Origin of the sequence: Paenibacillus sp. LjRoot153 (genome assembly GCF_964253085.1) — a bacterium.
Taxonomy (GTDB): Bacteria; Bacillota; Bacilli; order Paenibacillales; family NBRC-103111; genus Paenibacillus_E.
The window spans coordinates 4,699,384-4,724,260 of the sequence record NZ_CAXUQH020000001.1 but is presented as its reverse complement, the minus strand read 5'-3'; the positions used below and the strand labels follow the sequence as shown (position 1 = coordinate 4,724,260).

The following is a 24,877-nucleotide window of genomic DNA, read 5'->3' as shown; positions in this document are numbered from 1 at the left end:
GAACTAAGGAGTGAAGTCTTTAACGAACGATTGGTTGACGGTTCTGGCAGAGGAGTTTCAAGCACCCTATTATATGGCGCTAGAACAGTTTCTGCAGGAAGAGTATGCCCAGCATATGATCTATCCACCTGTGGATGAGGTGTTTCGTGCGTTGGAGTGGACCTCCTTTGCGGATACGAAGGTCGTTATACTTGGACAAGACCCCTATCATGGAAGCGGACAAGCTCATGGGCTTAGTTTCTCTGTGAAGCCGGGGACTGCGATCCCTCCTTCGCTTAGAAATATGTATAAAGAACTAGCGTCAGATCTCGACTGTACTGTACCTGATCATGGTTATTTGAAAGTATGGGCAGACCAAGGGGTTCTATTACTAAATACGGTATTAACCGTGCGTGAAGCATTACCCAACTCACACAAGGGTAAGGGCTGGGAAAGATTCACGGATCAGATCATACAAGCGTTAAGTGCACGTGAGAAGCCCGTCATTTTCCTACTCTGGGGAAGCCATGCACAGGCCAAACGATCTTTGATCAACACCACGCGACATGTGATCATAACATCGGCTCATCCAAGCCCGTTATCAGCGTATCGCGGATTCTTTGGCAGCAAGCCTTTTTCTAACGTCAATTCCGTCTTGGATCGACTCGAAATGACAAGAATCGACTGGCAAATCCCGAATAGTAGGCATTACGAAAACCATGAATGACAACATTCATGGTTTTTTTCATTTTTATAGACCGAAACCTACGTTTCGAAACGAATAGTATAATAAGACTATGTAAAAATTGCCTAGCATTTCTACAATATAGGTTGTACATGGGTAATCGGTAAGTTTAGCTCGCAATTCTTACCAGATTCGTAGGAGCGGTTTCCGAGAACTTCGCGAAGTGCGTCGTAGTCAGCTTCGCTGCCTCGCTGCAAGACTTGAATGGCTGCTTCAAGCACAAGGACTGCATCATTCATCGCTGTCTCGAATAATTCCCATACACTGTAGGTATAGGTTTCATTCAGATCCGTTGGACAATTCCAAGTCGTCTTGGTTTCATTGAAATAATCGAGTGGAGCGGGATGCTTCGTATAAACCAAAGGCGATATTTGACCAACTGTCAATATACGCTTGATCCCGTGTGGATCATGAAATAACCGTTGTGCACGGATCATGTCATAGTAAGCGTCATCCCAATCGGAGTCTTTCATTTGTGAGGCGATTTCAGGGTATTGAATCGAGGTTGCAGCGGTGAGAGCCGGAACGATGCCCAGTGGGAACTTTTCACCTACATATATTTCTTTCCATACCGGTGTTTTCCACGTTTGGATATCTCGCTCATGCTTTGCATAGATCGTATCCATAATGATTTCAAAGCGTTGATGATCCCATTTCTTGAAGCCAGATTTATAGAATACATAGGGATGTAAATTACGATCTAATACATGATGTGTTAGAAATCCAAGAACATAGAGAACCGCTGGATTATATAAGCCTCGGCCTTGCACCTGTCGAACTAGATCCAGTAAAAAGGGTCCACAGGAATCCTTGTGCATAAGGCTACCGAGTTCATTTAACTTCTTATCTTTTTTCCAAGGTAGAAAGTTGTGGTAAAAAAGAAAATCGGGTCCTTGGCAGCCAAGTGAAAAAATGTGCCGCTGCTGTTTATCGTTAAGAACCGAAGTATGACCTAGTTGGTTCATAACTTTTTGTCCGAAAATGAAATGTGTCCAAATATTTGGCAAGGGAGCATCCTCCTACAGCTTCTGATGAAGAATAATGAGCCTTTCCATTCTAACATATTGACGTAAAGCAAGGGCGTATTTCGTGAACAATTTCATTCCATAAGGCACTAAAAGCAGGATTGTTAGTGAGATTGTCGAACCTATCTAACGGTGAGGATCACCATTTAAGCATGTACCCTGGGGGAAAATATATGAATAAGCAATCGGAAATGGAGCCGTCGTTCGATGCGATTTTTGAATTCACCACAATGGGAATGGCTCTGATTTCGCTTGAGGGTCATTGGGTGAGAATGAATCGCAGCTTGTGCGACATACTTGGATATTCGGAGCGAGAGCTTCTTACAACACATGTGAAGTTGTTACTAGAACCTAATCAAATGAGTCACATAGATCGTATCATGAAGAACTTACTTGGTGGAGACTTACTTACATATCAAGAAAATATCAGTATCTTACATAAGGATTTATCTATATTATGTGTTGACTGGCGGATGTCAGTCGTTCGAGATGCGGACAATAATTCTCAGTCATTCATTGTTCAAGTTAAGGTTGTCTCCCAACAGTCTGACATGGAACGAAAACTGGCGGAAAGCGAACAACGCTATAAATCTTTGATTGAACATAATCCTGCAGGAATTCTGACCTGTGACATTCATGGGTGCATTCAAGGTGTCAATCCAGCCATGGAGAGAATTCTAGGTTACGCTAAAGATGAATTGATATCTCAATTTATCCATCATATTTTTCAACAAAATAACACGAAATTAGATGCTGCTGCAGACATTCTGATGCAACATGATAATTATATGTTGGTTTTTCAACAAGAGAATGGGGAACAAATTGAATTAGGTGTTAAAAATGTTCCGATCATTGTCCATGACAAATTGGATGGCGTTTATTTGATCGCAAAGGATATTACCCAATTAAATCGGGATCGAGAATCATTGCGAATCGCACAACAGGATCTCCATGAAACCGTACGAAGACAACAGGGGATGACTTTAAAGTTTAGAAAAATAAATGGGAATTTCATTCACACTTTGTGTGACGGTGAGCTGCTTTATCGTTTGGGTTTTAAGCCAACGCACATTTTAGGGAATACGCTACATGATATTTGGCCTGCCTTTTTAGCGAGTTCCATAGAAGCTTATTACCATCAAGCATGGAATGGCGAAGAAAATGTGATGTTTGAAACGACCTTCCGGGGGATCACCTATCTCACATCCTTGCGACCCATTATGGAGAATGAGCGCATGGTGGAAGTCATTGGCTCGTGTGTAGATATTACGGAACGTAAAAGGATGGAGACAGAGCTCAGAGAAACGAAGGAGCTTCTGGAATCAGTTATTAATAACACCTCAGACGCAATTTGTGTACTGGATTTGAATGAACGAGTCATCTCAGTCAATGCGGCGCATGAGCATATTTTTGGTTGGAGTCAAGTTGAGTTAGCGGATCGAACATTACCGATTTTTCCTGATTATTTGGAAAATGAACGCAAAGACATGTATAACGAACTGCGACTAGGGAAGCAGATATCAGGGATGGAATCGGTTCGCCTTCGTAAAGATGGTCAATTGATCCATGTGAGTATAACGAAAACGCCAATAAGGAACGAAAAAGGTGAGATTTTCGGATTCGCAGGAATCACACGAGATATTACTGAACGTAAGCAAACGGAGGAGCTTCTCCGAAAATCAGACAAACTGTCCGTTGCAGGACAGCTCGCGGCAGGACTTGCACATGAAATTAGGAACCCGCTTACTTCGCTTCGCGGATTCTTACAGCTGCTTCAGCATGATCTGAAAGATAAGAAGCATTATTTTGACATCATGTTATCTGAGTTGGATCGCATCAATTTCATTGTTAGTGAATTCCTAGTGATCGCTAAGCCGGAAGCCATAACGTATAAAAAAAGCGATTTAGTGACGATTTTAAAATCAGTCATTGCCCTTCTAGATACGCAAGCCGTACTCTGTAACGTACAGCTTGTGTTGGAATTCCAATCGGATATCCCTGAAATTACGTGTTCGGAGATGCATTTGAAGCAATTGTTCATTAATTTGATTAAAAATGCGATGGAAGCTATTCCGAAAGACGGTCAAATCAAATTGATCGTTTCCTTACATAGGGATGATCTGATTAGAGTTCGGACACAAGATAATGGATGCGGGATACCGGAGGAAAGATTGAAACAACTAGGAGAGCCCTTCTATACGACGAAAGAGAAGGGAACTGGCTTAGGTTTAATGATGTGCTTCAAGATTGTAGAAGCTCACAAAGGAACCATGAACATCCAGAGTCAAGTCGGGTATGGAACGACAATCGATGTGTTCTTGCCTACTTGTACGGGAGAGCATAATTGACTACTTGCTTGAGTTGTACACGATGAGAAGCTGAAAAACCGCCGACGGGTTAAACCGGTAACGGCGGTTTTCTCATTTCTAGAATGCAATACTAAATTCCGAGGTTTCTCTGGAATACCAAGTGGAAATAGTGGTGTTATTTTCATTGTAAACTTGTACGTGATCTGGCGTGTATTTGACGATAATCCCTGTAGTTACTTGGTAATAAACACCTAGTTGATCGAGTGACCATACGTACACAGGCGTTTTTGTTAGGGCGGCAGTAAATAATTCTGAATCTGTATCTAGTAGCTTTGTTCCGTAAATCATCGATACACCTCTGTCATATGGATAGTTGTAAGGCACTTATTAATAGGGACAGTATGGCAAATGAAATCATCACACTGTGTTCATATTTTTTTTTTGGCGTTCTGTTTTTTTACCAAAAATGCTCGTTACTTTGAGGATTTCCTAAAATAGGTAGAATATAAGCAGTCGATGCCGGAAATTTTGCATGCCAAAGTACTCGGTCTCGTTTAGCAGTTGATAAAGGAAAAAAAAAGAGGGTTCCCTAGCGTTTGAATTCCTTGTATAATAGGTAAGCTTTGCTGAATTGACAGTAGGTAAATTATGATTGGGTAGAAGGAGAAAGGGGTCAATGGCAGTGATTGTGGTTGGGGGAATGATCGGTCTTGGTAAGACATCTGTATCCACTTTACTTGGACAAGAACTAAATTCGAATGTTTTCTATGAGAGTGTCGATGATAATCCGATATTACCGCTATTTTACACAGCATCACCGGAAGAAATCGAAAAGCACCGGTATCCGTTTTTGCTGCAATTGCACTTTTTGAATACGCGTTTTAAGGCCATTAAACAGGCATTAGTACATAACCGAAATGTACTGGATAGAAGTATTTATGAGGATTGGTATTTTGCCAAGGTGAACCGCGAATTAGGGCGTATTTCACAATTGGAATTTGATGTTTATGAAGGCTTAGCAGATAACATGATGTCGGAGTTGGCGGAGCTTCCTAAGAAGGCGCCTGATCTGATGGTCTATTTAAAGGCTTCTTTCGAAACCGTTATGTATCGCATTGGTCTTCGTGGTCGCAGTTTTGAGCAGGATCAATCGCTTGTCGATTATTATCGCAGGTTATGGACCGGATACGATGACTGGGTTATGAATCATTATCATGCCTCTGAAGTTCTAATCGTTGATATGGACCGAGTGGATGTCGTTAATCGCGCGGCAGATGCAGCGCAGTTGGTAGAAGATGTTCGCGCGAAGTTATCTGATTTGGCAATCGTATAAGTGTATTAAGCGAAATTTGTCGAAATGTCGAAAGACCCCCTCAAACCTGAGGGGGTCTTTCGAATGTTATAGTAGAAATTCCGATTCAATGTTGTAATCCTAGAAAGCGAAGGTGATGAAATTGTTGTTTATCGTATGTTACAAAGGCAAGCCTATGAGTGCACCATTGCCGAAATTAGCAGCAACAGAGAAAATGTTGAAGCTTAGTCGTTCATTTGCCAATCTTGAGCTCGTCGAAGTGCATCAACAACAATGGCAAGCAGTTTCGAATATTTAGGAACTTACACATTCCCATAGCGTAATCACAACTCCTTAATCGAATAGATTGTGGAGTTTTTTGTGTTGACCACTTGTGTTAGAGTGAGAGTGGGAATTCATATATATGAAAGTGGAGGTAGTTCGAAACATGTTATTGGAAGTTATCGCAACTACGCTGCAAGACGCCTTACAAGCTGAAGCTGGTGGCGCGGATCGGATTGAACTTGTTGCAGATTTGCAACAAGGGGGCTTAACCCCCGAAATAGAGCTCGTTAAGCAAATTAGATCTTCTGTGAAAATACCTGTGCATGTGATGATTCGTCCGCATGCTCGGTCGTTTCATATGTCTAATGATGACCTGGCAACTATGCTCAACTCGATCCAAAGCGCGGAGCAAGCAGGCGCCAGCGCCCTCGTATTAGGTGTTCTAACTTCGGATTTTGAGATTGATCGCCATAATCTTGATATTTTGTTGGCCGCTACTTCTTTACCGGTTACTTTCCATCGTGCCTTTGACGAAATTAAACAACAAGCAGAAGCATTGCCATTGTTGATGTCTTATAAACAAATTCATTCCGTTCTCACATCTGGAGGAGCAGTAAGTGTACTTCATGCTGTTGAGCAGATACGCCTGCTAACGTCCTTGACCCGCGGTAGCCACGTAAACATCTTACCTGGCGGTGGACTTACGCTTGAAAGTCTGACTTCATTTGTCCAAGCTTCAGGGGTGCGAAGTGTCCACCTTGGTACAGCTGTAAGAGAAAATGGCAGTGTAAGTGGCCTGGTTGAGGAAGATAAAGTAAGAAAAGCGAGAACTTTATTAGACGAGATCGACCAGGCGAACTCAGAGGGAGGTCAGTTATGAACATTCTAATCCTTGGCGGCACCAAATTTCTAGGGAGAGCACTGACGGAAGCAGCTCTCACGAAAGGACACGAAGTGACGTTGTTCCATCGTGGACTTCATGATGCTAATGGATTTCCTCAAGTTCACCACATTCTAGGTGATCGGAATACCGACCTTGCTAAACTGCAAGATGGGGAGTGGGATGCGGTAATTGATACGAGTGGTTATGAACCGGAGTCTGTGATGGCATCAACGGAAATGTTAAAACACCATGCGAAGCACTACACATTTATTTCTACTATTTCTGCGTATGCGGATTTAAAACAGGTTCAATTGGATGAAACAGCAGCTGTGATACAGCTTGAAGAGGCAGCAGATCCTGGTCAGCGCTATGGGGCGTTAAAAGCGGAATGTGAACAAGTTGTGCAAGCAGCATTTCCTATAGGAGCACTCATCATTCGTCCAGGTCTGATCGTTGGGCCTTATGATGCCTCAGACCGATTTACATACTGGCCTACTCGTATACAACGAGGCGGTGAAGTTTTAGTTCCGCTGCCGAAAGAGCGTAAACTTCAATTCATTGACGTGCGTGACTTAGCAGTGTGGACGATAGGTCTGATTGAACAAGGCGTAACCGGAACCATTCATGCAAGTGGAAGTGAGTATACGATGGAAGAGGTCGTGGAGGCTTGCAAATCTAACAACAACGATATAGAGACGACTCTTATTTGGGTGACGGAAGAGTTCTTAGTCGAACAAGAAGTGGGCCCATGGATGGAGTTGCCGCTCTGGCTGCCTAACGATAGTTTGATCGGTATGCTGCAGTTAAATAATGAGAAGGCGTTCAAGTCGGGTTTAACAACGAGAGCGCTCATTGAAACCGTGAAGGATACACGGGCATGGGATCAAGGTCGAGGCACCGAATTTGTGAGACTAGCTGGATTAAAACCAGAACGAGAGGAACAATTACTGAAGGCTTGGCAGGAATGGGAAGTCGGTCAAAAATAATTTTGAGATTTGTCCAATAGGCGGATGAATAGCTGCTGGATTTTGAATATAATGGAAGAGTAAACTCTGAGAAGATGAGGTGCTGTCCATGTACGATTCCACAGATATTCAAAGTAACAAGGGAATGGCTATTCTTGCGTACATTTTGTTTTTCATCCCGTTAATCGCGGCGAAGGAGTCCAAGTATGCGTGGTACCATGCCAATCAAGGACTTACTTTGTTTTTGGCATGGGTCATTGTGAATGTCGTACTAGGCATTATCCCGTTCATTGGTTGGATCCTTCAGCCGATTGCTAACTTGGCATTGGTGGTTTTGGCTGTGCTGGGCATTGTTGCGGCAGCGCAAGGTCAAGTTAAACCTCTTCCCATTATCGGCAGCTACACACTTCTGAAGTAGATCGTACATAGTAGTAAGGGCTGACTGCCGGGAGATCATCTACGGTTAGTCAGCCCTTTTTCGTTCATTAAGCTTCTATAGAATTTACGATTTCAGCGATTCGTTGATTCACATTATCGGTGATTAAGCCGCCGTGGTAGCAAAGAACCCTTTCGATATCGAATTGCAAGTATCTTCGCAATGATTGCAAAGCCAAGGGATAATCAGCACAATAAGCAGGTATAGGTCCTTGAAGCTCACCTTCAGCGACAACCATGGAATCCGCGGCGATTAATGTTTTACTTTTTTTATGATAGAGACTCATATGACCTGGCGTATGCCCAGGTGTAAGGATGACAACAATTCCACCGCATCTGTCGATTACCTGACCATCTTCCAGAATGGTGTTAACCGGTGCTTTCGGCGGATTCTCAAGGTTACGGCGAAACGCGTCACGCCACTCTGGTGTCGTATCAGCTGGTAAATTCGCAACAGCGCGTTCAGTGGAAGCGGGGGTTACTTTAATTAACATTTTCTCACCTTGGATATATGGCTTTTCTAGTTCAGAAGCGAATACTTCAAGGGGATGTGAGGAATCTTCAAGAAGAGAGGGTAAACCCCCGATATGATCGATATCCTGATGTGTAATGATGATGGAATCCAACGTGGATGGAACAACGCCCAAGTTTTCAAATGATTTATGTAGGAGTGGAAGTGTACCAGGGTAGCCTGTATCAACGAGTACAGCTCCATGCTCATCTACGAATAGGGCGGGATGAATGACGTTGATTCGACCCATGAGTGGAATTGATAATTCAACGAAATAAAGTCCTTCTGAAATTTGCATGCGAAACCCTCCAATTTGGAATGATAAGTGTGAAAAGGTATGGAAATATCATATCCAGCAGGCTTGTTTGTGTCAAATAAAATATTTTATTATATCACAATTTGCGTATAAAGTCAATATAAATTTAATTGCCGAATTACCTGATGAAATTTTGTCCAAATTTCGATCATCGTGTGAATAAAATATGAACAAATTCGGATTTTTGTGTTATACTAGTTTTAAAGCACTTACATTTAAGTCAGGAGTTGTGATGATAATGTCAAATAGAGCCGTTTCCGTAAATTCCGTTGAGCGTGTTGAACGAGATGTGATGCCGTTAGTGAAATTAATGACTTTTGCCGCGTGGGCGTTGCTTGCTATAGGATTAGTACTTAGCTTGTTCAGTTTAGAAAGCTTCAGTGATCGCAATACAACATTAATGGTGGGTATTGGGTTCATGGTCGGTAGTGTCCACATTTATGTGATTCGTACAGCTATTCATTTGGTACATTCTCGCAATGTTTCCAAGAGTGAATGAGAACGAGGGTTCGAAGGAATACTATGCAAGCCTTTCAAGTTCAATACTTGGAAGGCTTTTTGCTGTTCATATTTTTCCAAAAGAGTCAACAAACGTTCTGTGACATTTGTTTTACATTACTACGTCGAACCGTTGACGTATTTGTTAAGTTGACTTTGTGATGGTGAACTTTGATGAACAAGATGATATGTTGATAACAGGCAGGATTTGTTGATTGGGAGGTTAAAGTGGATGAAGAAGAGAAAGCTTGTACAAGCAGGAATGCTCTTCATGATGGTCGCCATCATCTTAGTACTTTCTGGCTGCAGCCAAGCTATGGTGTTGGATCCTAAAGGACCCGTTGGTGCAGAGCAGAAAGATTTAATTGTGATTGCAACTATTTTGTGCGGGGTAATCCTTGTTCCAGTTCTTGTGCTTACTGGTTGGATTGTGTGGCGATATCGCGATAGCAAAAGCAGTAAGGCATCGTATAAACCAAATTGGTCTCATAGTACTTCACTTGAAATCGTTTGGTGGGCTGTGCCGATCATCATCATTGTTACATTGGCTGTGGTTACTCTGAAGTACACATACGCTTTGGAGCCGTCAAAACCATTGAAGTCGGATAAAGAACCGATTACGATTCAAGTGACATCTCTAGATTGGAAATGGTTGTTTACCTATCCAGAGCAAGGGATTGCTACTGTGAATTATTTGCAAATTCCAGAAGATACACCTATTAAGTTCGAACTCACTTCGGATGCGCCAATGAACTCATTCTGGATTCCACAATTAGGCGGGCAAATTTATACGATGTCAGGCATGGCGATGACCCTATATTTGCAAGCGGATGAGATCGGACATTATTTCGGTACAGGAGCTAATTTCAGTGGTGAACATTTCGCTGACATGACGTTTGACGTGAATGCAACTTCGCGAGAAGACTTTGATTCGTTTATTGCGAAGACCAAGAAAGTCCCTACGAAATTAACTAAAGAAGGTTACGATGAATTAGCAATGCCGGGCAAATCCGGTGTGAAATATTTCTCGGAAATCCCAGAAGGACTTTTCGAACAAATCGTAAACAAATATACAAATGGTCAGTCCGTACACAATGGTCACGGGGCAGGTCATGAGTCTAAGGATACGAAGGACATAAAGAAAGAAAGCTCTATGGACCATACGCAAATGGATCATAGTCAAATGAATATGTCGAAGTAGATGATCATAGATCAAAGTTTCATGAAAGGGAGATCTGCTCATGTGGGATAAGATAAAAGATTTTGCATCCGAGTTTTTCGTAACGGGCGATCCCATGATTCTGGGGGCCCAGGTTAGTATCGGGCTTTCGTTAGTAGCCATGGTGTTCGTACTTACTTTCTTCAGAAAATGGGGCTGGCTTTGGCGCGAATGGTTGACTAGTGTCGATCACAAGCGAATCGGAATTATGTACATCATTTGTTCCATTCTGATGCTATTCCGCGGTGGTGTAGATGCGCTTCTGATGCGCGTACAGCTGGCCATTCCAGATAGTCAGTTCCTACAGCCGGATCATTATAATCAAATTTTCACGACACATGGTGTAATCATGATTTTGTTCATGGCCATGCCGCTGATGTTCGGCTTATTCAATATTGTTGTACCGTTACAAATCGGCGCGCGCGATGTCGCGTATCCGTTCTTAAATTCACTGAGCTTCTGGATGTTCTTCTGGGGCGCCATGCTATTCAACGTGTCCTTCGTTATTGGTGGTTCACCAGATGCAGGATGGTTAAGCTATCCGCCGCTATCTGAAATGTCACATAGCCCTGGTGTAGGTGAGAACTTCTATATTTGGGGCATTCAAATCTCAGGTATCGGGAGTTTAGCAACGGGTATTAACTTTATCGTAACCATTTTGAAAATGCGTACGCCAGGCATGAAATTAATGAAAATGCCAATGTTTACATGGTCCGTATTTTCAAGCTGTATCATGATTATTTTCGCGTTTCCAATCTTAACCGTTACACTAGCTTTGCTATTCCTAGACCGCTTCTTGGGTGCGCACTTCTTCACATTGGATGGCGGCGGGAATCCAATGATGTACATCAACTTAATTTGGATGTGGGGTCACCCTGAGGTTTATATTGTCGTCATTCCGGCCTTTGGTATTTTCTCCGAAATTGTCTCAACCTTCTCGAAAAAGAAGCTATTCGGTTATAAATCGATGGTGTTCGCGATGCTGATCATTAGCTTATTGTCCTTCTTCACTTGGGCACATCACTTCTTCACGATGGGTTCAGGCGCAGATGTGAATGCCTTCTTCGCGATAAGTACTATGTTAATTGCAATACCAACAGGGGCGAAAGTATTTAACTGGCTCTTTACGATGTTCAGGGGTAAAATTCGATTCACGACACCGATGCTTTGGACAATTGCTTTTATTCCATGTTTCGTTGTCGGGGGGATGACAGGGGTCCTGTTATCCGTTGCTCCAGCTGATTTCCAGTTCCATAATAGTTACTTCCTGATTGCACATTTCCATCAAGTACTTATTGGTGGTGTAGCGTTTGGTTACTTTGCTGGTCTCTATTACTGGTGGCCGAAAATGTTCGGCTTTAAGCTCAATGAGCATTTGGGTAAATGGGCGTTCTGGGTTTGGAACATCGGGTTCTATGTATGTTTCATGCCGCAGTATTTCCTCGGTTTAGATGGGATGACACGTCGGACGTACACGTATAGCTGGGATATGGGCTGGGGCCCGCTCAATATGGTTTCCACGGTCGGTGGTTTCTTGATGGGACTCGGGTTTATATTCCAAGTATGGCAAATCGCGCATTCAATCAAGTTCAGAGAACAAGATGTTACCGGCGATCCATGGGATGCACGTACGTTGGAGTGGTCAATTCCTTCACCGGCTCCGATCTACAACTTTGCCGTGCTGCCTAAGGCTGATGTCGCTGATGCGTGGTGGGAAGAGAAGCAGGGTACGGTTAAAAAGCAACCAACACCAACAACCTATGAACCCATTCATATGCCTAAGAACTCGTCAATTCCGTTTATCATTTCGGCCATGTGGTTTTTCGCAGGTTTCGGATTCGTCTGGGATTGGATGTGGCTGACAATTCCAGCCTTAATTGGTGTTGCCATCTGTATGATTGCTCGTTCCTTCAGCTATGATACGGATTACTATATTCCAGCGGATGAAGTGAAAGCGACGGAAGACGCATGGAAAGGAGTGAAGGGATAATGGCACACACAGCTGCGCACAGCGATCATCACCATGAACACGATCATGAACATGATCATGAGTCGCTCAAAACGTTCGGATTTTGGATATTTCTAATCACGGACGTTATATTATTCGGTTCTTTATTCGCAACCTATATCGTCCTTCATCAAAATACGAATGGAGGACCAACGCCAGAAGAATTATTCAAAATGCCGGGAATCATTGCGGAAACCTTCATCTTGCTTACGAGCAGCTTCACCAGCGGTTTAGCCGTACTCGGCATGCATAAAGGAAATATGAAGCAATTGATCGGTTGGTTGATTGTGACCGTACTGCTAGGCGCTTCCTTCGTTGGCCTGGAGCTTGCAGAATTCATTAGCATGGTTAACCATGAAGGGGCAACAATCAGCACGAGTGCTTTCCTATCTGCCTTCTTCACTTTAGTGGGCACACACGGTTTGCACGTTTCCGTTGGTCTCATTTGGATGATTGGTTTGATTCTGCAATTAAAGCGCCGCGGGATCACTCCAGTTACGAAACGTAAAGTAGCGGTAATTTCCTTGTACTGGCATTTTCTGGACGTCGTGTGGATCTTCGTATTTACGGTCGTCTACCTCATGGGGGTGATGTAAGTGAGCAAACCACATACAGAATCTCATAACAATCACGAGTCTCATGGATCATTGAAATCGTATATCATCGGTTTTGCGTTATCGATCCTTTTGACCATCATTCCACTTGTTGTCGTTATGAACCATATGCTTGGAAAAACAGGTACATTGGTCTTAATCTTACTGATGGCAGTTTTGCAATTTGGTGTGCAATTGTTCTTCTTCATGCACGTCAGAGAAGGCGAAAATGCACGGTGGAACGTAATGGCGCTGCTTTTTGGTCTTGTTATTCTAGTAACGATCGTAGCCGGTTCGATTTGGATTATGACTTATAATACAGTAGCTCACTAAGTAGTGAATAGCATGAAGGAAGGAAGGAAGGAACGTTCTCAGTCATCTTTATAGAGGCTGAGGGCGTTCTTTTTTGTTTCGTGGGGAATGTGGAGCGTTCTACGGGAAAAAGGGTTGTCTTTCCATATAACGCATGATACATTATGTATCAGAGATACTTATTGTATCAGTCAACATGTGTGACGAGCTAAATTTATGAACGGAGAGGAGCCAAATGATCCGACGAAACCAACGTTTCCGTAACCAACTCGATGATCACCTCGTCCATTTGCACAAGAATTTGTTCATTAGTCATGCTGATCCACTTTACCACGAGAAGGTTATTCGTTATTTGGATGCTAATTCGCCTGAAGCCCATTTCAATCTAGGGCAGAAATTTCGTGAGAAAGGGAATTGGAAGAGAGCAAGGTTTCATTACAAGGAAGTGCTCAAAACCTATCCCTCACCGTTCTATTCTGCTGCGAATCGTGCGATTCACCTTCTTGATCAGCAGCAAGCCACTCACGTTGCGAATCTAGAACAGACGATGCCCGAGAAGCGAAAGCCTTTATTACCGCCGTTTATGAAAATGTTATTGCTTGTCCTTTTAATTCTCAATGTCATTTTAGTCTTGTTTTTTGCTGGAGATCATGCAATTTCACGGACGATTAGTAAAATGAAAATTTGGGGCGTAGGTACGCAAGTAACTTACGAATCGGTAGACAAGCCTTTCATTCTGTTTCTCTCACCAGAGATGTCACATGCAGAAATCGAGAAAAAGCTCCATGCTCAAGCCTTGGTTTTGGCAAAGGAAATACCGAAGGCAACGATCCTCCTTTATGGGATTGTCACTGAGGATAATCAAGATAAAGGGAAAACGATGCTGCTGACCAATGAGGATGATATTAAACGTGCGATGGTTATCGCAACGTATCAGCCAGAGGCAGACGCCTTGGTTCACATCCGATTTCTGAACGCTGAATTTGAAGAGCACCAACCGCTTAGCGCGATTGGTGCTAATTTAGTTCGAACCGCGTTAGCATCCTATCGTGAGGATGTAGGACATGCCCCTGTACAAATAGATGAACTCCTGCAGGATTATCCGTTAAATTATTTGAGCTACATCCCAATTGAAGCTGTATCGGGATCCAATGAGATCAAATCAGCCTACAAGGGTGATGGGGGATGGGTATTCAACCCCAAGGCGGCAGATATTGCGCATATGTTTTATGCGAATGTTGCTGGAGGAGATGGGGTTCCATATGAACCCGTTCATCTCGAAGTTAATAAGAGTGCGTATCAATTGCAGCTCGTTAGCGGCTCCTACTTACTATGGGACAAAGAAATTGGACTCGGTACTAATGGAAGCACACCTGAAGGCGTATATCGGGTCATAGAGCGTGTACAGCAGCCCAATGGAAGGACAAACCACAGCTATGGTGATGCGGGCTTAGGGCTAGGATCCATCGCTTTACACGGTACGTATGATGAGAGCTCGATCGGAGAAGCGAAGTCCTTAGGTTGTATTCGTTTAACGAATGATGACATCCAGCAAGTATTTCCATTCGTACCGAAAGGTGCTGAAGTGCGAATACTTTCCAATGAAAATACACCTAATCTAGTTCGTCAGGTGAGTCAAATTTCAAAGATTATCCCAACGAGCCTGCCTCAGCATTCAGAATCCGCGGGAAATGTCATCTTCCATTGGTTAGGCTAAAAAAGCAGCTGAAGCTTACCGAGAAAATGATCTCGGAAGTCTCAACTGCTTTTTAGTTACCGTTTTTGCTATTGTTAACTACATTAAGTTCTCTGGATTAAGTTTTTCAAGCTCAGGAATGACGAAACGGCCATCTTTGCGAATAAGCACATCGTCGAAATAAATTTCGCCTCCGCCATATTCAGGGCGTTGAATCAGAACCATGTCCCAGTGGACAGATGAACGATTGGTGTTGTCCGCAGTTTCATAGGCTTGACCTGGCGTGAAATGAATGCTGCCGTCAATTTTCTCATCAAACAAGATATCTTTCATTGGATGTTGAATGTAAGGGTTCACGCCGATTGCGAATTCGCCAATGTAGCGAGCGCCGTCATCCGTATCCAGGATCTCATTCAACTTCTTGGAATCGTTGCTTGTCGCATTAATGATGCGGCCGTTTTCGAAGGTCAGCACAATGTTCTCAAAGGATGTGCCTGAGTAAATAGTCGGTGTATTGTAACTGATCGTACCATTTACAGAATATTTTACAGGCGCTGTGTAAACCTCGCCGTCCGGGATGTTTCGAAGCCCTGAGCAAGGAACAGCACCGATGCCTTTGATCGAGAAGCTGAGATCCGTGTCTTTGGCGACCAAACGGACACGATCCGTACGGTTCATCAAATCGACTAGGGACTCCATCGCTTTTGCCATTTTACTGTAATCAAGGTTACAGACATTAAAGTAGAAATCCTCGAAAGCTTCCGTACTTTTACCAGCTAACTGCGCCATCGACGGATTCGGGTAACGCATAACGACCCATTTGGTATTGTTAATACGCTCATCGAAGATTGGACGTTGGAAGTATTTCAGGAACAGCTTCATTTGCTCATCAGGCACATCGGAGGATTCCGTAATGTTATCGCCGCTGCGAACAGCCACATAAGCATCCATTTGTTTCATGCGAGCAAGCTCAATGGCAGACCACGCGCTGAATTGTTCTTGTGTTCCTTTCATTTGCAAGCTCCGCGTAATGGCAGGATCACGCAATTCAATGAATGGGTTACCTCCAGCTGCATAAACCTCTTCTATTAAGCATTTCGCAAGTTCTGGATCTTTAACACCAATCATTTCAATCAATATGTTCTCACCGGGCTGAAGGCTCACGGAATATCGAATAATGTTTCGGGCAAAAGTTTGTAATCTTGGATCTCTCATCCTGTAGGTCTCCCTCAATAAAAAATACGTACACCCAAATTATAACGCAACGCGATCCTGTAATCCAATCTGGACAATGGTTTCATGGGGATGGAAGGGGTATACTAAGTGTATGAGTAATTAATTCCGTCATGCCAATGATATGCAAGATCAACTAGAGGAGGAAGCTATGGCACGAGATCAAATCAAAGTACCCTACGGGTATGAACCCCCAGTAGATTCAGATAAGGGAACAGTTCTGGTTTTCGAAACGTTCGAAGACTGGACAGAGCACGAAATGAGTGCTTGTATTGCTTGGGCAGAAGAACGGAAATTCGTTCGCGTGATCTTCTATCCACAGCATGAGGAAACGCTCCGTAGAATGGATATTCGGTCGGAAATGCCCTATTATGCCCGTCTGAAGCATCTCGAACAGCTGCTGGAGGATGTAGATACTAGTCTTCAAGTTGAAGTGGACAAATGGGAAGGGAAGCGCAAGAAATACACGCCACTAGATACATCACTAAACTTTCTAACGGAGAAATCCCCAGGTCCTCACTTTATTTGTATGAGTGATCGTTACGCGAACCTCTTCGTTACATACCCTTCATTCAAAGAATGGATAAAAAAAGCAAGACTCGTCATATTTACGCAGTTCCGTGTTCCCCTTCATGGCAAGCTAAATGACTGTGCCGAGAGATGGGAAACGGTGGATTTCGGGAATGGCGTTTAAATTACTGCGATCCAATTATCAATTAACTACATTAATTATGGTCATCATTGTGGCGGGAATGAGTCAAGGCATGCTCCTGCCTTTGCTTACGATCTTACTCGATCGCTCTGGTATATCCACAGATGCAAACGGTGTAAATGCGGCCGCCCTTTATATTGGGATTTTCGCGACGATGTTCTTCATCGAGAAGCCTGTTCGACGGTATGGTTATAAACCCGTCATCATGATCGGGATGTGCTTAATTATTATGGCCAATTGTCTATTTCCGGTCTGGCAGCACATTGTGTTCTGGTTTGTACTGCGGCTTTTAGTGGGTATTGGAGATAGCGCCTTACATTTTGCTACACAACTCTGGATTGTCGCCTCCAGTCCGAAAGAGAAGAGAGGACGTAATATTTCCCTGTACGGGATGGCCTATGGGGTAGGGTTTAGTCTCGGTCCATTAGGCATAACCCTGCTTAAAGCGGGGATTTGGGTTCCTTTTATGGTGACAAGTGTATTCTTTCTTCTTATCTTATTACTTCTAACGAGGCTAAAGAATGAGAAGCCAGAGCGAGCCGAGCGTGCGGAAGCCGCGCATAAACGAGCATCAACAGTCATTTCAATCGCGTGGTTTCCGTTGATTACTTCCTTACTCTTTGGCTACATGGAAGCTGCGATGAATAGCAACTTTCCGCTCTATGGCCTTCGGATCGGCATTTCGGAGTCTACGATTGGACTTTTACTTCCCGTAACTGGCATCGGTGGGCTCATCATGCAGTTACCGCTCGGGATATGGAGTGACCGCATAGGTCGTAAGCCCATTCTCATGGGGACAGCCATATTAGGGGCTTTAGCATTTAGTTGTGTGCCTTTCGTTGGGACGAACTTATGGGCGCTAGGGCTTTGTTTAGGCGTAGCAGGTGGCATGGTAGGATCCTTCTTCTCGCTTGGACTAGCCTATGCGGCAGATATTTTACCGCGTCATTTACTGCCAACAGCCAATATCATCGCCTCCATCCAATATAGTGTAGGGAGTATCATCGGTCCTTTAGTAGGCGGGATGGCTCTACACTATTTGAGTGTGTTCAGCATTTTCTACTTTCTTGGCCTTGTGTACTTGTTTTTTGGCCTCTCAGGGTTCATTTTCAAAGCGCGGTCAGCATGAAAAAAGCCACTTTCCCTTTATATAAAGGAAGGTGGCTTCTTGCAGTTCAGATGCTAGCCGATTTCATAATTAGCGGCACGATCCGTCATATAGCGTTCTGTCAAAATCGTAAGCAGTGAGATACCGATTTGATTTTCTCCGCCTTCAGGAATAATGATGTCTGCGTACTTCTTAGACGGTTCGATAAATGCATCATGCATGGGCTTAACTGTCGTCAAGTATTGGTCGAAAACGGATTGTAAGGAGCGACCGCGTTCATTGATATCGCGAGTTAAACGGCGGAGAACACGGACGTCAGGGTCTGTATCCACGAAAACCTTAATATTCAAAGCACCACGGAGTTCCTCATCAGTTAGAACGTGAATGCCCTCAAGCAATACAATCGGTTTAACTTCTATACGGATCGTTTCTTGCGAGCGTGCATGTTGAGAAAAATCATAGACAGGAATGTCGACGGGTTGCCCGCTTTTCAACATATTCAAATGCTGAAGGAGTAATTCATTTTCAAAAGCACGAGGATGATCATAATTTATGCGTTCCCGCTCTTCAAAGGTCAGACCGCTATGATGAAGATAATAATTATCTTGTGAAATTAAAGTCACATTGGTGGATCCGAGTTTTGTAATAATCGATTTTGCTACTGTTGTTTTACCTGAACCGGTACCTCCGGCAATTCCAATCACGAGCATGTAAGTAGTGCCTCCCCAAATAACTTGAAAACCTTCCTACGTAGTTTAACATAATACGCACCTAAAAAGAAAAGACGATGTCCCGAAAGCCGTCAAAGTGGCGGGAGACTTTAGCCTATTGCCTCCTCTGGAGTCACTATGGACAATGCTGAAGCTATTTGCATATAACAAAGGAGCTAAGCGTAACTACAACGCTTAGCTCCTTATGCTAGAGTTTGGATCTTGCCGTGATTGGTTAATACCAGCTACCGAACCTGCTTAGGGGTATGAAACTTTTCTTGATTGGCTTCAATATCCTGAGCGGCTTGGTTTAGCTGCTCGAAAGTTTGCTTGATTTGCTGTCCAAACTGATCGTTTGCAAATTCTGCTAATTGCCTTTGAGCCTGTGTTACCTGTTGATCTGCTTGAACAAGTGCAGCTTGAGCAGATTGAATCGCATGGGGATTGGCTTCCGTTATGGCGACTTGCAGCTTATGCTGGGCGTCTTGTGCTTGTAAAATGGCATGATCAGCGGCGTCGATGGCATGCTGAACTGGCTGTTGATGCTGATTGGTTTCTGTCATGGGGGAAACCTCCTTAGGGTTCGTAAAGACAAGGGAGTAGCTATGAAAAGCGACTTTACTACATTGCACCAAAATTGGGGAAATAATTCGGATTCGGGAAATGAAATTATTTCCTGGGTAAGCGCAAAATGTGAGTGTTATCATGTGGTTTCGACATTAGTTGTCAGACAATTTCGAATAAATGAACTATTCGCTTAATGTCGCTTAAGCTTACACATGTTTCCAAAATAAAAGTGGACAAATTAACTGATTATTCTTAAGCTAGAGAGGATAGATTTTTGGGCTTGTATAGAATAAAAACATCTTCATGGGGGATGACAAATGAATAAATTCAAAGCTTTTTATTTGTTAGCTGCATTAACAATCGTTATTTCCGGCTGTGGTAAAGCCAAAACGACAACATCTGATGCGCCTACTTTTACACCTACGTTAGAGGTCGCATACGTTGTTAAAGATGATACCGTAACCTTAGATCTTACAACAGATCTGAAGTTATCGAAGGAACATTATGATCAACAACGTGTGCAAGGTGAAGGTCATGTTCATATATCGTTAGACAAAGGTGAGAAGATCGTTGTCACAACGAAGCAAAAGGTATTGGATCATTTAAGTAAAGGATCGCATGAAGTGAAGATTTCCTTACATAATAACGACCACACACCTTACGATGTGAGTAAAACAATCACTTTCGATGTGAAGTAGGTGTGTTATGTCTTTTCGTCAAAAGAAATTAAGCTTGCAGAAACGAATTGTTTTCCTTGTCACAGTTGTCACGACTGGCATGATTTCGACGATGATGGTGTTTGATACGATGAGCTTGAATCAATCGATTCGTGAAGCATATGTAAGTCAAATCAGCGGTATGACGATTGCAATCAATGGTCGTTATGAAGAATCAAGATCAATCACAGATATCCAGCAAATTTTCGATTACATTCAATATAAGAATAATCGCGTTCTGGATATGAAACTGTATGACAAACAAGGGAAAGTCTTAGCCTCCTCGAATCGTCAAGAAATAGGAACGATTCTGAAAGCAGAGAAACTCGTGTTTCCGAAACAAGACAAAACAATTGTAGACCGCATTCCAATGGCCGAGAATGATAAACCGATTGTTCGATTGACGGCCCCCCTACAAGAAGATGGTACTGTTGTCGGAGCAGTTGAGGTTATTTTTGACTCATCAGAAGAAGAACTGCTGCTCAAACAAAGAACGAAGTTAATTCTGTTCGTTGGACTTAGTATTGCAATCATACTTTCAATCTTATTATGGCTTATTCTGCGAGTTATTGTTATCCGGCCATTAAGCCGGTTGCGCGAAGCGGCTGTCATTGTAAAACAAGGTGGAGAACTGCCTAAATTGCAATTCAAAGCTTCTCCTGAAATTGCGGAAGTTTCTGAAGCTTTTAATGATATGGTAAGTAATTTGGATGAAAGATATCAGGAGCTGCAGCTGGCCCTGAATACCTTACAGGTTACACAAGATCAGCTTGTGCATTCGGAGAAAATGGGGGCTCTAGGTAATTTAGTTGCCGGCGTGTCGCATGAAATTAACACCCCGATTGGCATTGGCGTAACGGCTATAAGTTACTTGGATCAGAAAGCGAAACAATTTCAAGCGTTGTTTGAGGCTGGGAAAATGAAGAAATCCGATTTAGAGCAATTTCTATCCATTTCTCATGAGAGCATTGTGATGGTCCAATCTAACTTGGAGCGAGCTTCTTCTTTAGTAAAAAGCTTCAAACAAATTTCAGTGGATCAAAGTGTAGAGATGAAGCGAACCTTCCTATTCAAGGAATATGTGGAGGGGATTATTGCAAGTTTGAAGCCTGCACTCAAAAAAACACGTATTCGATTAGATGTTTACTGTGATAATCAACTACAGTTGTATACGTACCCAGGTGCATTATCACAAATCATCACGAATTTAGTAATGAATTCCCTGAATCATGCTTACGATGCTGATGATGAAGGAACTTTATGTATCCGAGTTCTAGACTACCCCGATCACGTCATGCTTGCTTACTCCGACGATGGGAAAGGGATGACTGAGGATGTGTTGGATCATATTTTTGATCCATTCTTCACAACCAGCCGCGGACAAGGCGGGACAGGCTTGGGGATGAATATCGTTTATAATCTTGTGAAAGAATCCTTAAATGGTACGATTCAATGTTCAAGCGTCCGAGGACAGGGTAGTTTATTTACAATTACAATCCCCAAAGAGGAGGAAGCTGAGATATGACAAATAAAGTGGAGTCTGTCGATCAGGATGAGCTTCTTTTTGCTGCTGAGGAAGATGGCGTTGCAGCAAATCTAAGGACTGTGGAACAAGACCCGTGGATCGTACTTATTATTGATGATGAGAAGCAAATTCACCAAGTAACGAAAATGGTGTTGCAAGATCTCGAATTTGCTGGAAGGAAATTGGAGTTTCATAGTGCCTTCTCTGCTTTGGAAGCAAAACAACTTTTGAAAGAACAGCCGCAAACCGCCCTTATTTTATTAGATGTTGTTATGGAATACGAGGACGCGGGTTTGCAAATTGTTAGATACATTCGCGAGGAACTGAACAATCAAGCTGTACGCATTATTTTGCGGACAGGCCAGCCGGGACAAGCACCTGAGCGAACGGTTATCATGGATTATGACATTAATGATTATAAAGAAAAAACAGAGTTAACATCGCAGAAATTGTTTACTACGGTAGTCACGGCGCTGCGCTCGTTCCGTGATATCAAAACGATTGAGAAAAGTAGAATTGGCCTAGAAGAAATTATTAAGTCATCCGCGACTTTGTTTGAATTACAGTCTATGAAGAAATTTGCATCAGGCGTACTAACCCAAATGACCTCCATCGTTAATTTACATAAGAATGCCATACATTGCAGTTTCGCGGTGACTAAGGGGATTGAGGACATCTACATTCTCGCAGCAAGCGGCGATTATGCGGCGAATCAAGATGCAAGAGCACGTGATGTGGTTCCCGTTGATGTTCTTGAGGAAATTGAATTGGCTTTCCATACACGTAAAAGCAGCTTTGCTGCGGATCGTTTCATCATCTATTTCCAGAGTAAGATGGGGATGGAAAACGTAATTTATATGAACGGGTTTAATGCCCTGAGCGAATGGGAACATTACCTTGTGGATATTTATTGTGCGAACGTTTCTGTAGCTTTCGAGAATATTTATTTGAATAACGAGCTTGAGAGCACGCAACAAGAAATCATTTATACCATGGGCGAGATCACAGAAACGCGATCACAAGAAACGGGTCATCACGTAAAACGAGTGGCCGAGTACTCTCGACTGTTGGCTCTGAAATATGGCTTATCCGAGCAGGAAGCTGAAACCATTCGACTAGCAACACCGATGCACGATGTAGGCAAAGTTGGGATTCCAGATGCCATACTTAATAAACCGGGCTCCTTGACTGCGGAAGAATTCGATATCATGAAAACACATTCTAATTTAGGCTATGAAATGCTCAAGCATTCGAATAAAAAGGTGCTGCACGCCGCCGCGATTATCGCTCACCAGCATCATGAACGATTCGACGGAACGGGTTATCCACAAGGGCTAAGTGGGGAAAACATTCACATATATGGACGGATAACGGCTTTAGCTGACGTATTTGATGCGCTGTGCAGTGATCGGGTATATAAGAAGGCATGGGAATTAGATCGTGTATTGGATTTATTGAAATCTGAACGTGGTAAGCATTTTGACCCTGTCATTGTTGATCTTTTTCTAAGTAACCTGGACGAATTTATGGTCATTAAGGAATTATATAAAGAAAATCGTTGATTACCTTAAGGATTTCTGTTGCCTGGCATAAGATAAGGATCACCTTGTTCAAAAGCTCGTTCACCCTTGTTCTTCGGAGCAGGGGTTTTTGGCAATTTCATGAACATCTACCGGGATTTGAGGTTCGAAAAGTTGACGTACACGTTAAATTTCGGCAAAAATACGGTTGAACTGGGATTTCCCCTAATTTGTAATAGAAAGAAGGATGAAATCTTCGTCTTCGTCTCATTTTCGAAGAAAGAAGCCCGTTTCTTTTAATTTACAATTCCTGTATGCTAGAAAGGGGCTTGAGACAGACAGAAAGAAGGTGTCACCATGGAAGGAATTGGACTCGTACTGGAAGGCGGAGGTATGCGAGGGGTATACACCGCGGGAGTCTTGGAATACTTTATGGAGCAGGATTTATATTTCCCCTATGTGGTGGGTGTTTCAGCAGGAGCATGCAATGCCGTTTCTTATATTTCTAAACAACCTGGACGGAATAAGAAAGTAACGATTGACTACGTTGCGGATCACCGTTATTTAAGCTATCGAAATTTATTACGCAGTAAAAGCATATTTGGTATGGATTTTATTTTTAATGAGCTGCCGAACAGGCTTGTGCCATTTGACTATGACACGTTCTATGCCTCTTCACAGCAATTCGCAATAGGGACAACAGACGCGCATACAGGGGAGCCGATTTATTTCACGAAACATCAGCTTCAGCAGCAAACGATGCCCATCGTACAAGCTTCGAGCTCGTTGCCTTTTGTAGCTACGCCGATCCATTTTGAAGGGAGAACCTTATTTGATGGTGGATTAGTCGATCCGATTCCCGTTCAGAAATCGGTAGCAGACGGTAATAAAAAGCACATCATCGTATTAACGAAGGAACTAGGCTACCGTAAACGGCCGTTCAAACAGCGCTGGTTGGCGAAAAGCTTTTATCCAAAATATAATGGCCTAGTGGATGTACTTGTGAATCGCAGCGAAATTTATAATAACACACTAGAAACAATTGAACGCATGGAAGCGGATGGAAGTGCTATCATCTTCCGACCTTCAACCAAAGTGGAAGTTGGACGGATGGAGAAGGACCCGCGGAAACTCGAGAAATTACATGAGCTTGGTTATGAAGATGCGAAGAAGATGGGATCACAGTTAAAGGATTGGTTACTTCAATAGGGGGGCATTGCATGAGTGAAGAGAAGCAGAAGGTTAAGCCATTTTTAATGTTTGAGGGTCAGGCTGAGGAAGCTATGAATTTCTATACCTCGCTCTTTGATCAATCTGAGATCATCAGTATTGAACGTTATGGTCCTAAAGGTCCTGGACCTGAAGGAAGTGTTGTGAAAGCGACTTTCTCTATTCATGGGCAACAAATGATGTGCAGTGACAGTCCGGTCAAGCACGCCTTTACCTTTACACCTTCGATATCCTTGTTTGTGACTTGCGATACGGTCGAGGAGATTAATCGGGTATTTGAAACGCTGTCGCAAGACGGCAAAGTCTACATGGGTTTAGATGCTTACCCTTTTAGCGAGAGATTCGGATGGGTAGGGGATCGCTTCGGCGTAACTTGGCAATTGAGTCTTGAGAAATAATTTATCATAATTGCTTTTTGTCGAAACATGCGGTATGGTAGAAACTAACCAAATAAGAAAACCACGGGAGCTTGAGAAGTCAGGCTGA

25 protein-coding genes are annotated in these 24,877 nt (G+C 43.0%); 20 read left to right on the top strand and 5 right to left on the bottom strand.

The window, feature by feature from the left end:
• Nucleotides 1-10: 10 nt before the first annotated feature.
• Entirely contained in the window at nt 11-706 is a 696-nt protein-coding gene (locus tag ACSQ8P_RS20420) for a uracil-DNA glycosylase (RefSeq protein WP_436236858.1), read from the top strand.
• A 92-nt stretch (nt 707-798) separates the two neighbouring features.
• On the opposite strand, the gene ACSQ8P_RS20415 is transcribed toward ACSQ8P_RS20420, so the two are convergent.
• Nucleotides 799-1,731 (bottom strand): zinc dependent phospholipase C family protein, encoded by a 933-nt coding sequence (locus ACSQ8P_RS20415; protein WP_436236857.1) that lies wholly within the window; start codon nt 1,729-1,731, stop codon nt 799-801.
• 191 nt (nt 1,732-1,922) lie between these two features.
• Between ACSQ8P_RS20415 and ACSQ8P_RS20410 the strand changes: the two genes are divergently transcribed.
• The 6 genes from ACSQ8P_RS20410 (at nt 1,923) to ACSQ8P_RS20385 (ending at nt 7,900) form a co-directional block, all read left to right on the top strand.
• Entirely contained in the window at nt 1,923-4,097 is a 2,175-nt protein-coding gene (locus ACSQ8P_RS20410) for a PAS domain S-box protein (protein WP_436236856.1), read from the top strand.
• A gap of 637 nt (nt 4,098-4,734) precedes the next feature.
• On the top strand, nt 4,735-5,391 hold the full coding sequence (locus ACSQ8P_RS20405) for a deoxynucleoside kinase (protein WP_436236855.1): 657 nt from the start codon (nt 4,735-4,737) through the stop codon (nt 5,389-5,391).
• Nucleotides 5,392-5,545: 154 nt separating this feature from the next.
• Entirely contained in the window at nt 5,546-5,668 is a 123-nt protein-coding gene (locus tag ACSQ8P_RS20400) for a hypothetical protein (protein ID WP_436236854.1), read from the top strand.
• A 129-nt stretch (nt 5,669-5,797) separates the two neighbouring features.
• A complete protein-coding gene (locus ACSQ8P_RS20395) occupies nt 5,798-6,514 on the top strand; it encodes a copper homeostasis protein CutC (protein ID WP_436236853.1) in 717 nt (238 codons plus the stop codon).
• A complete protein-coding gene (locus ACSQ8P_RS20390; protein ID WP_436236852.1) occupies nt 6,511-7,503 on the top strand; it encodes an NAD-dependent epimerase/dehydratase family protein in 993 nt (330 codons plus the stop codon). Before ACSQ8P_RS20395 ends, ACSQ8P_RS20390 begins: the two co-directional genes overlap by 4 nt.
• Nucleotides 7,504-7,591: 88 nt before the next feature.
• Nucleotides 7,592-7,900: a DUF4870 domain-containing protein gene (locus ACSQ8P_RS20385; RefSeq protein WP_057313692.1), complete on the top strand. Its 309-nt coding sequence runs from the start codon at nt 7,592-7,594 to the stop codon at nt 7,898-7,900.
• A 67-nt stretch (nt 7,901-7,967) separates the two neighbouring features.
• Here the strand turns inward: ACSQ8P_RS20385 and ACSQ8P_RS20380 are convergent, their stop codons facing one another.
• On the bottom strand, nt 7,968-8,726 hold the full coding sequence (locus tag ACSQ8P_RS20380; protein ID WP_436236851.1) for an MBL fold metallo-hydrolase: 759 nt from the start codon (nt 8,724-8,726) through the stop codon (nt 7,968-7,970).
• A 256-nt stretch (nt 8,727-8,982) separates the two neighbouring features.
• Here ACSQ8P_RS20380 and ACSQ8P_RS20375 point away from each other — a divergent pair, with 256 nt between their 5' ends.
• From ACSQ8P_RS20375 to ACSQ8P_RS20350, 6 genes are all read left to right on the top strand, one after another.
• Nucleotides 8,983-9,243, top strand: a complete 261-nt coding sequence (locus ACSQ8P_RS20375) for a hypothetical protein (protein WP_171630680.1) — start codon at nt 8,983-8,985, stop codon at nt 9,241-9,243.
• 231 nt (nt 9,244-9,474) lie between these two features.
• On the top strand, nt 9,475-10,443 hold the full coding sequence (cyoA, locus tag ACSQ8P_RS20370; RefSeq protein ID WP_436236850.1) for a ubiquinol oxidase subunit II: 969 nt from the start codon (nt 9,475-9,477) through the stop codon (nt 10,441-10,443).
• A gap of 40 nt (nt 10,444-10,483) precedes the next feature.
• Nucleotides 10,484-12,451: a cbb3-type cytochrome c oxidase subunit I gene (locus ACSQ8P_RS20365; RefSeq protein ID WP_436236849.1), complete on the top strand. Its 1,968-nt coding sequence runs from the start codon at nt 10,484-10,486 to the stop codon at nt 12,449-12,451.
• Complete coding sequence (cyoC, locus tag ACSQ8P_RS20360) at nt 12,451-13,065, top strand: cytochrome o ubiquinol oxidase subunit III (protein ID WP_436236848.1); 615 nt, start codon at nt 12,451-12,453, stop codon at nt 13,063-13,065. The genes ACSQ8P_RS20365 and cyoC overlap by 1 nt, the downstream gene beginning before the upstream one ends.
• A complete protein-coding gene (gene cyoD, locus ACSQ8P_RS20355) occupies nt 13,066-13,395 on the top strand; it encodes a cytochrome o ubiquinol oxidase subunit IV (protein WP_436236847.1) in 330 nt (109 codons plus the stop codon).
• A gap of 214 nt (nt 13,396-13,609) precedes the next feature.
• On the top strand, nt 13,610-15,091 hold the full coding sequence (locus ACSQ8P_RS20350; protein WP_436236846.1) for a L,D-transpeptidase family protein: 1,482 nt from the start codon (nt 13,610-13,612) through the stop codon (nt 15,089-15,091).
• A gap of 78 nt (nt 15,092-15,169) precedes the next feature.
• On the opposite strand, the gene ACSQ8P_RS20345 is transcribed toward ACSQ8P_RS20350, so the two are convergent.
• Nucleotides 15,170-16,285, bottom strand: a complete 1,116-nt coding sequence (locus ACSQ8P_RS20345) for an aminopeptidase (RefSeq protein WP_436236845.1) — start codon at nt 16,283-16,285, stop codon at nt 15,170-15,172.
• Nucleotides 16,286-16,454: 169 nt separating this feature from the next.
• On the opposite strand from ACSQ8P_RS20345, the gene ACSQ8P_RS20340 reads away from it, so the two are divergent.
• Nucleotides 16,455-16,997 (top strand): hypothetical protein, encoded by a 543-nt coding sequence (locus ACSQ8P_RS20340; protein WP_436236844.1) that lies wholly within the window; start codon nt 16,455-16,457, stop codon nt 16,995-16,997.
• The gene (locus tag ACSQ8P_RS20335; RefSeq protein WP_436236843.1) at nt 16,987-18,144 is read left to right on the top strand and encodes an MFS transporter; all 1,158 of its coding nucleotides are present in this window, start codon (nt 16,987-16,989) and stop codon (nt 18,142-18,144) included. Before ACSQ8P_RS20340 ends, ACSQ8P_RS20335 begins: the two co-directional genes overlap by 11 nt.
• Before the next feature lie 53 nt (nt 18,145-18,197).
• Here ACSQ8P_RS20335 and udk read toward each other — a convergent pair whose 3' ends face one another.
• Both udk and ACSQ8P_RS20325 read right to left on the bottom strand, forming a co-directional pair.
• Nucleotides 18,198-18,833: a uridine kinase gene (gene udk / locus ACSQ8P_RS20330; protein ID WP_436236842.1), complete on the bottom strand. Its 636-nt coding sequence runs from the start codon at nt 18,831-18,833 to the stop codon at nt 18,198-18,200.
• A 245-nt stretch (nt 18,834-19,078) separates the two neighbouring features.
• Nucleotides 19,079-19,396: a hypothetical protein gene (locus ACSQ8P_RS20325; RefSeq protein WP_436236841.1), complete on the bottom strand. Its 318-nt coding sequence runs from the start codon at nt 19,394-19,396 to the stop codon at nt 19,079-19,081.
• Between the two features lie 321 nt (nt 19,397-19,717).
• On the opposite strand from ACSQ8P_RS20325, the gene ACSQ8P_RS20320 reads away from it, so the two are divergent.
• The 5 genes from ACSQ8P_RS20320 to ACSQ8P_RS20300 all read left to right on the top strand — a co-directional run bounded on the left by ACSQ8P_RS20320 (nt 19,718) and on the right by ACSQ8P_RS20300 (nt 24,789).
• Nucleotides 19,718-20,098, top strand: a complete 381-nt coding sequence (locus ACSQ8P_RS20320) for a hypothetical protein (RefSeq protein WP_436236840.1) — start codon at nt 19,718-19,720, stop codon at nt 20,096-20,098.
• Nucleotides 20,099-20,105: 7 nt separating this feature from the next.
• Nucleotides 20,106-21,641, top strand: coding sequence for an ATP-binding protein (locus ACSQ8P_RS20315; protein ID WP_436236839.1), 1,536 nt, complete (start codon nt 20,106-20,108; stop codon nt 21,639-21,641).
• Nucleotides 21,638-23,203, top strand: a complete 1,566-nt coding sequence (locus ACSQ8P_RS20310) for a DUF3369 domain-containing protein (RefSeq protein ID WP_436236838.1) — start codon at nt 21,638-21,640, stop codon at nt 23,201-23,203. The genes ACSQ8P_RS20315 and ACSQ8P_RS20310 overlap by 4 nt, the downstream gene beginning before the upstream one ends.
• 315 nt (nt 23,204-23,518) lie before the next feature.
• Nucleotides 23,519-24,370 carry a patatin-like phospholipase family protein gene (locus tag ACSQ8P_RS20305; RefSeq protein ID WP_436236837.1) on the top strand — a complete coding sequence of 284 codons (852 nt, stop codon included), beginning with the start codon at nt 23,519-23,521 and terminating at the stop codon, nt 24,368-24,370.
• A gap of 11 nt (nt 24,371-24,381) precedes the next feature.
• Complete coding sequence (locus ACSQ8P_RS20300) at nt 24,382-24,789, top strand: VOC family protein (protein WP_436236836.1); 408 nt, start codon at nt 24,382-24,384, stop codon at nt 24,787-24,789.
• Nucleotides 24,790-24,877: the final 88 nt, after the last annotated feature.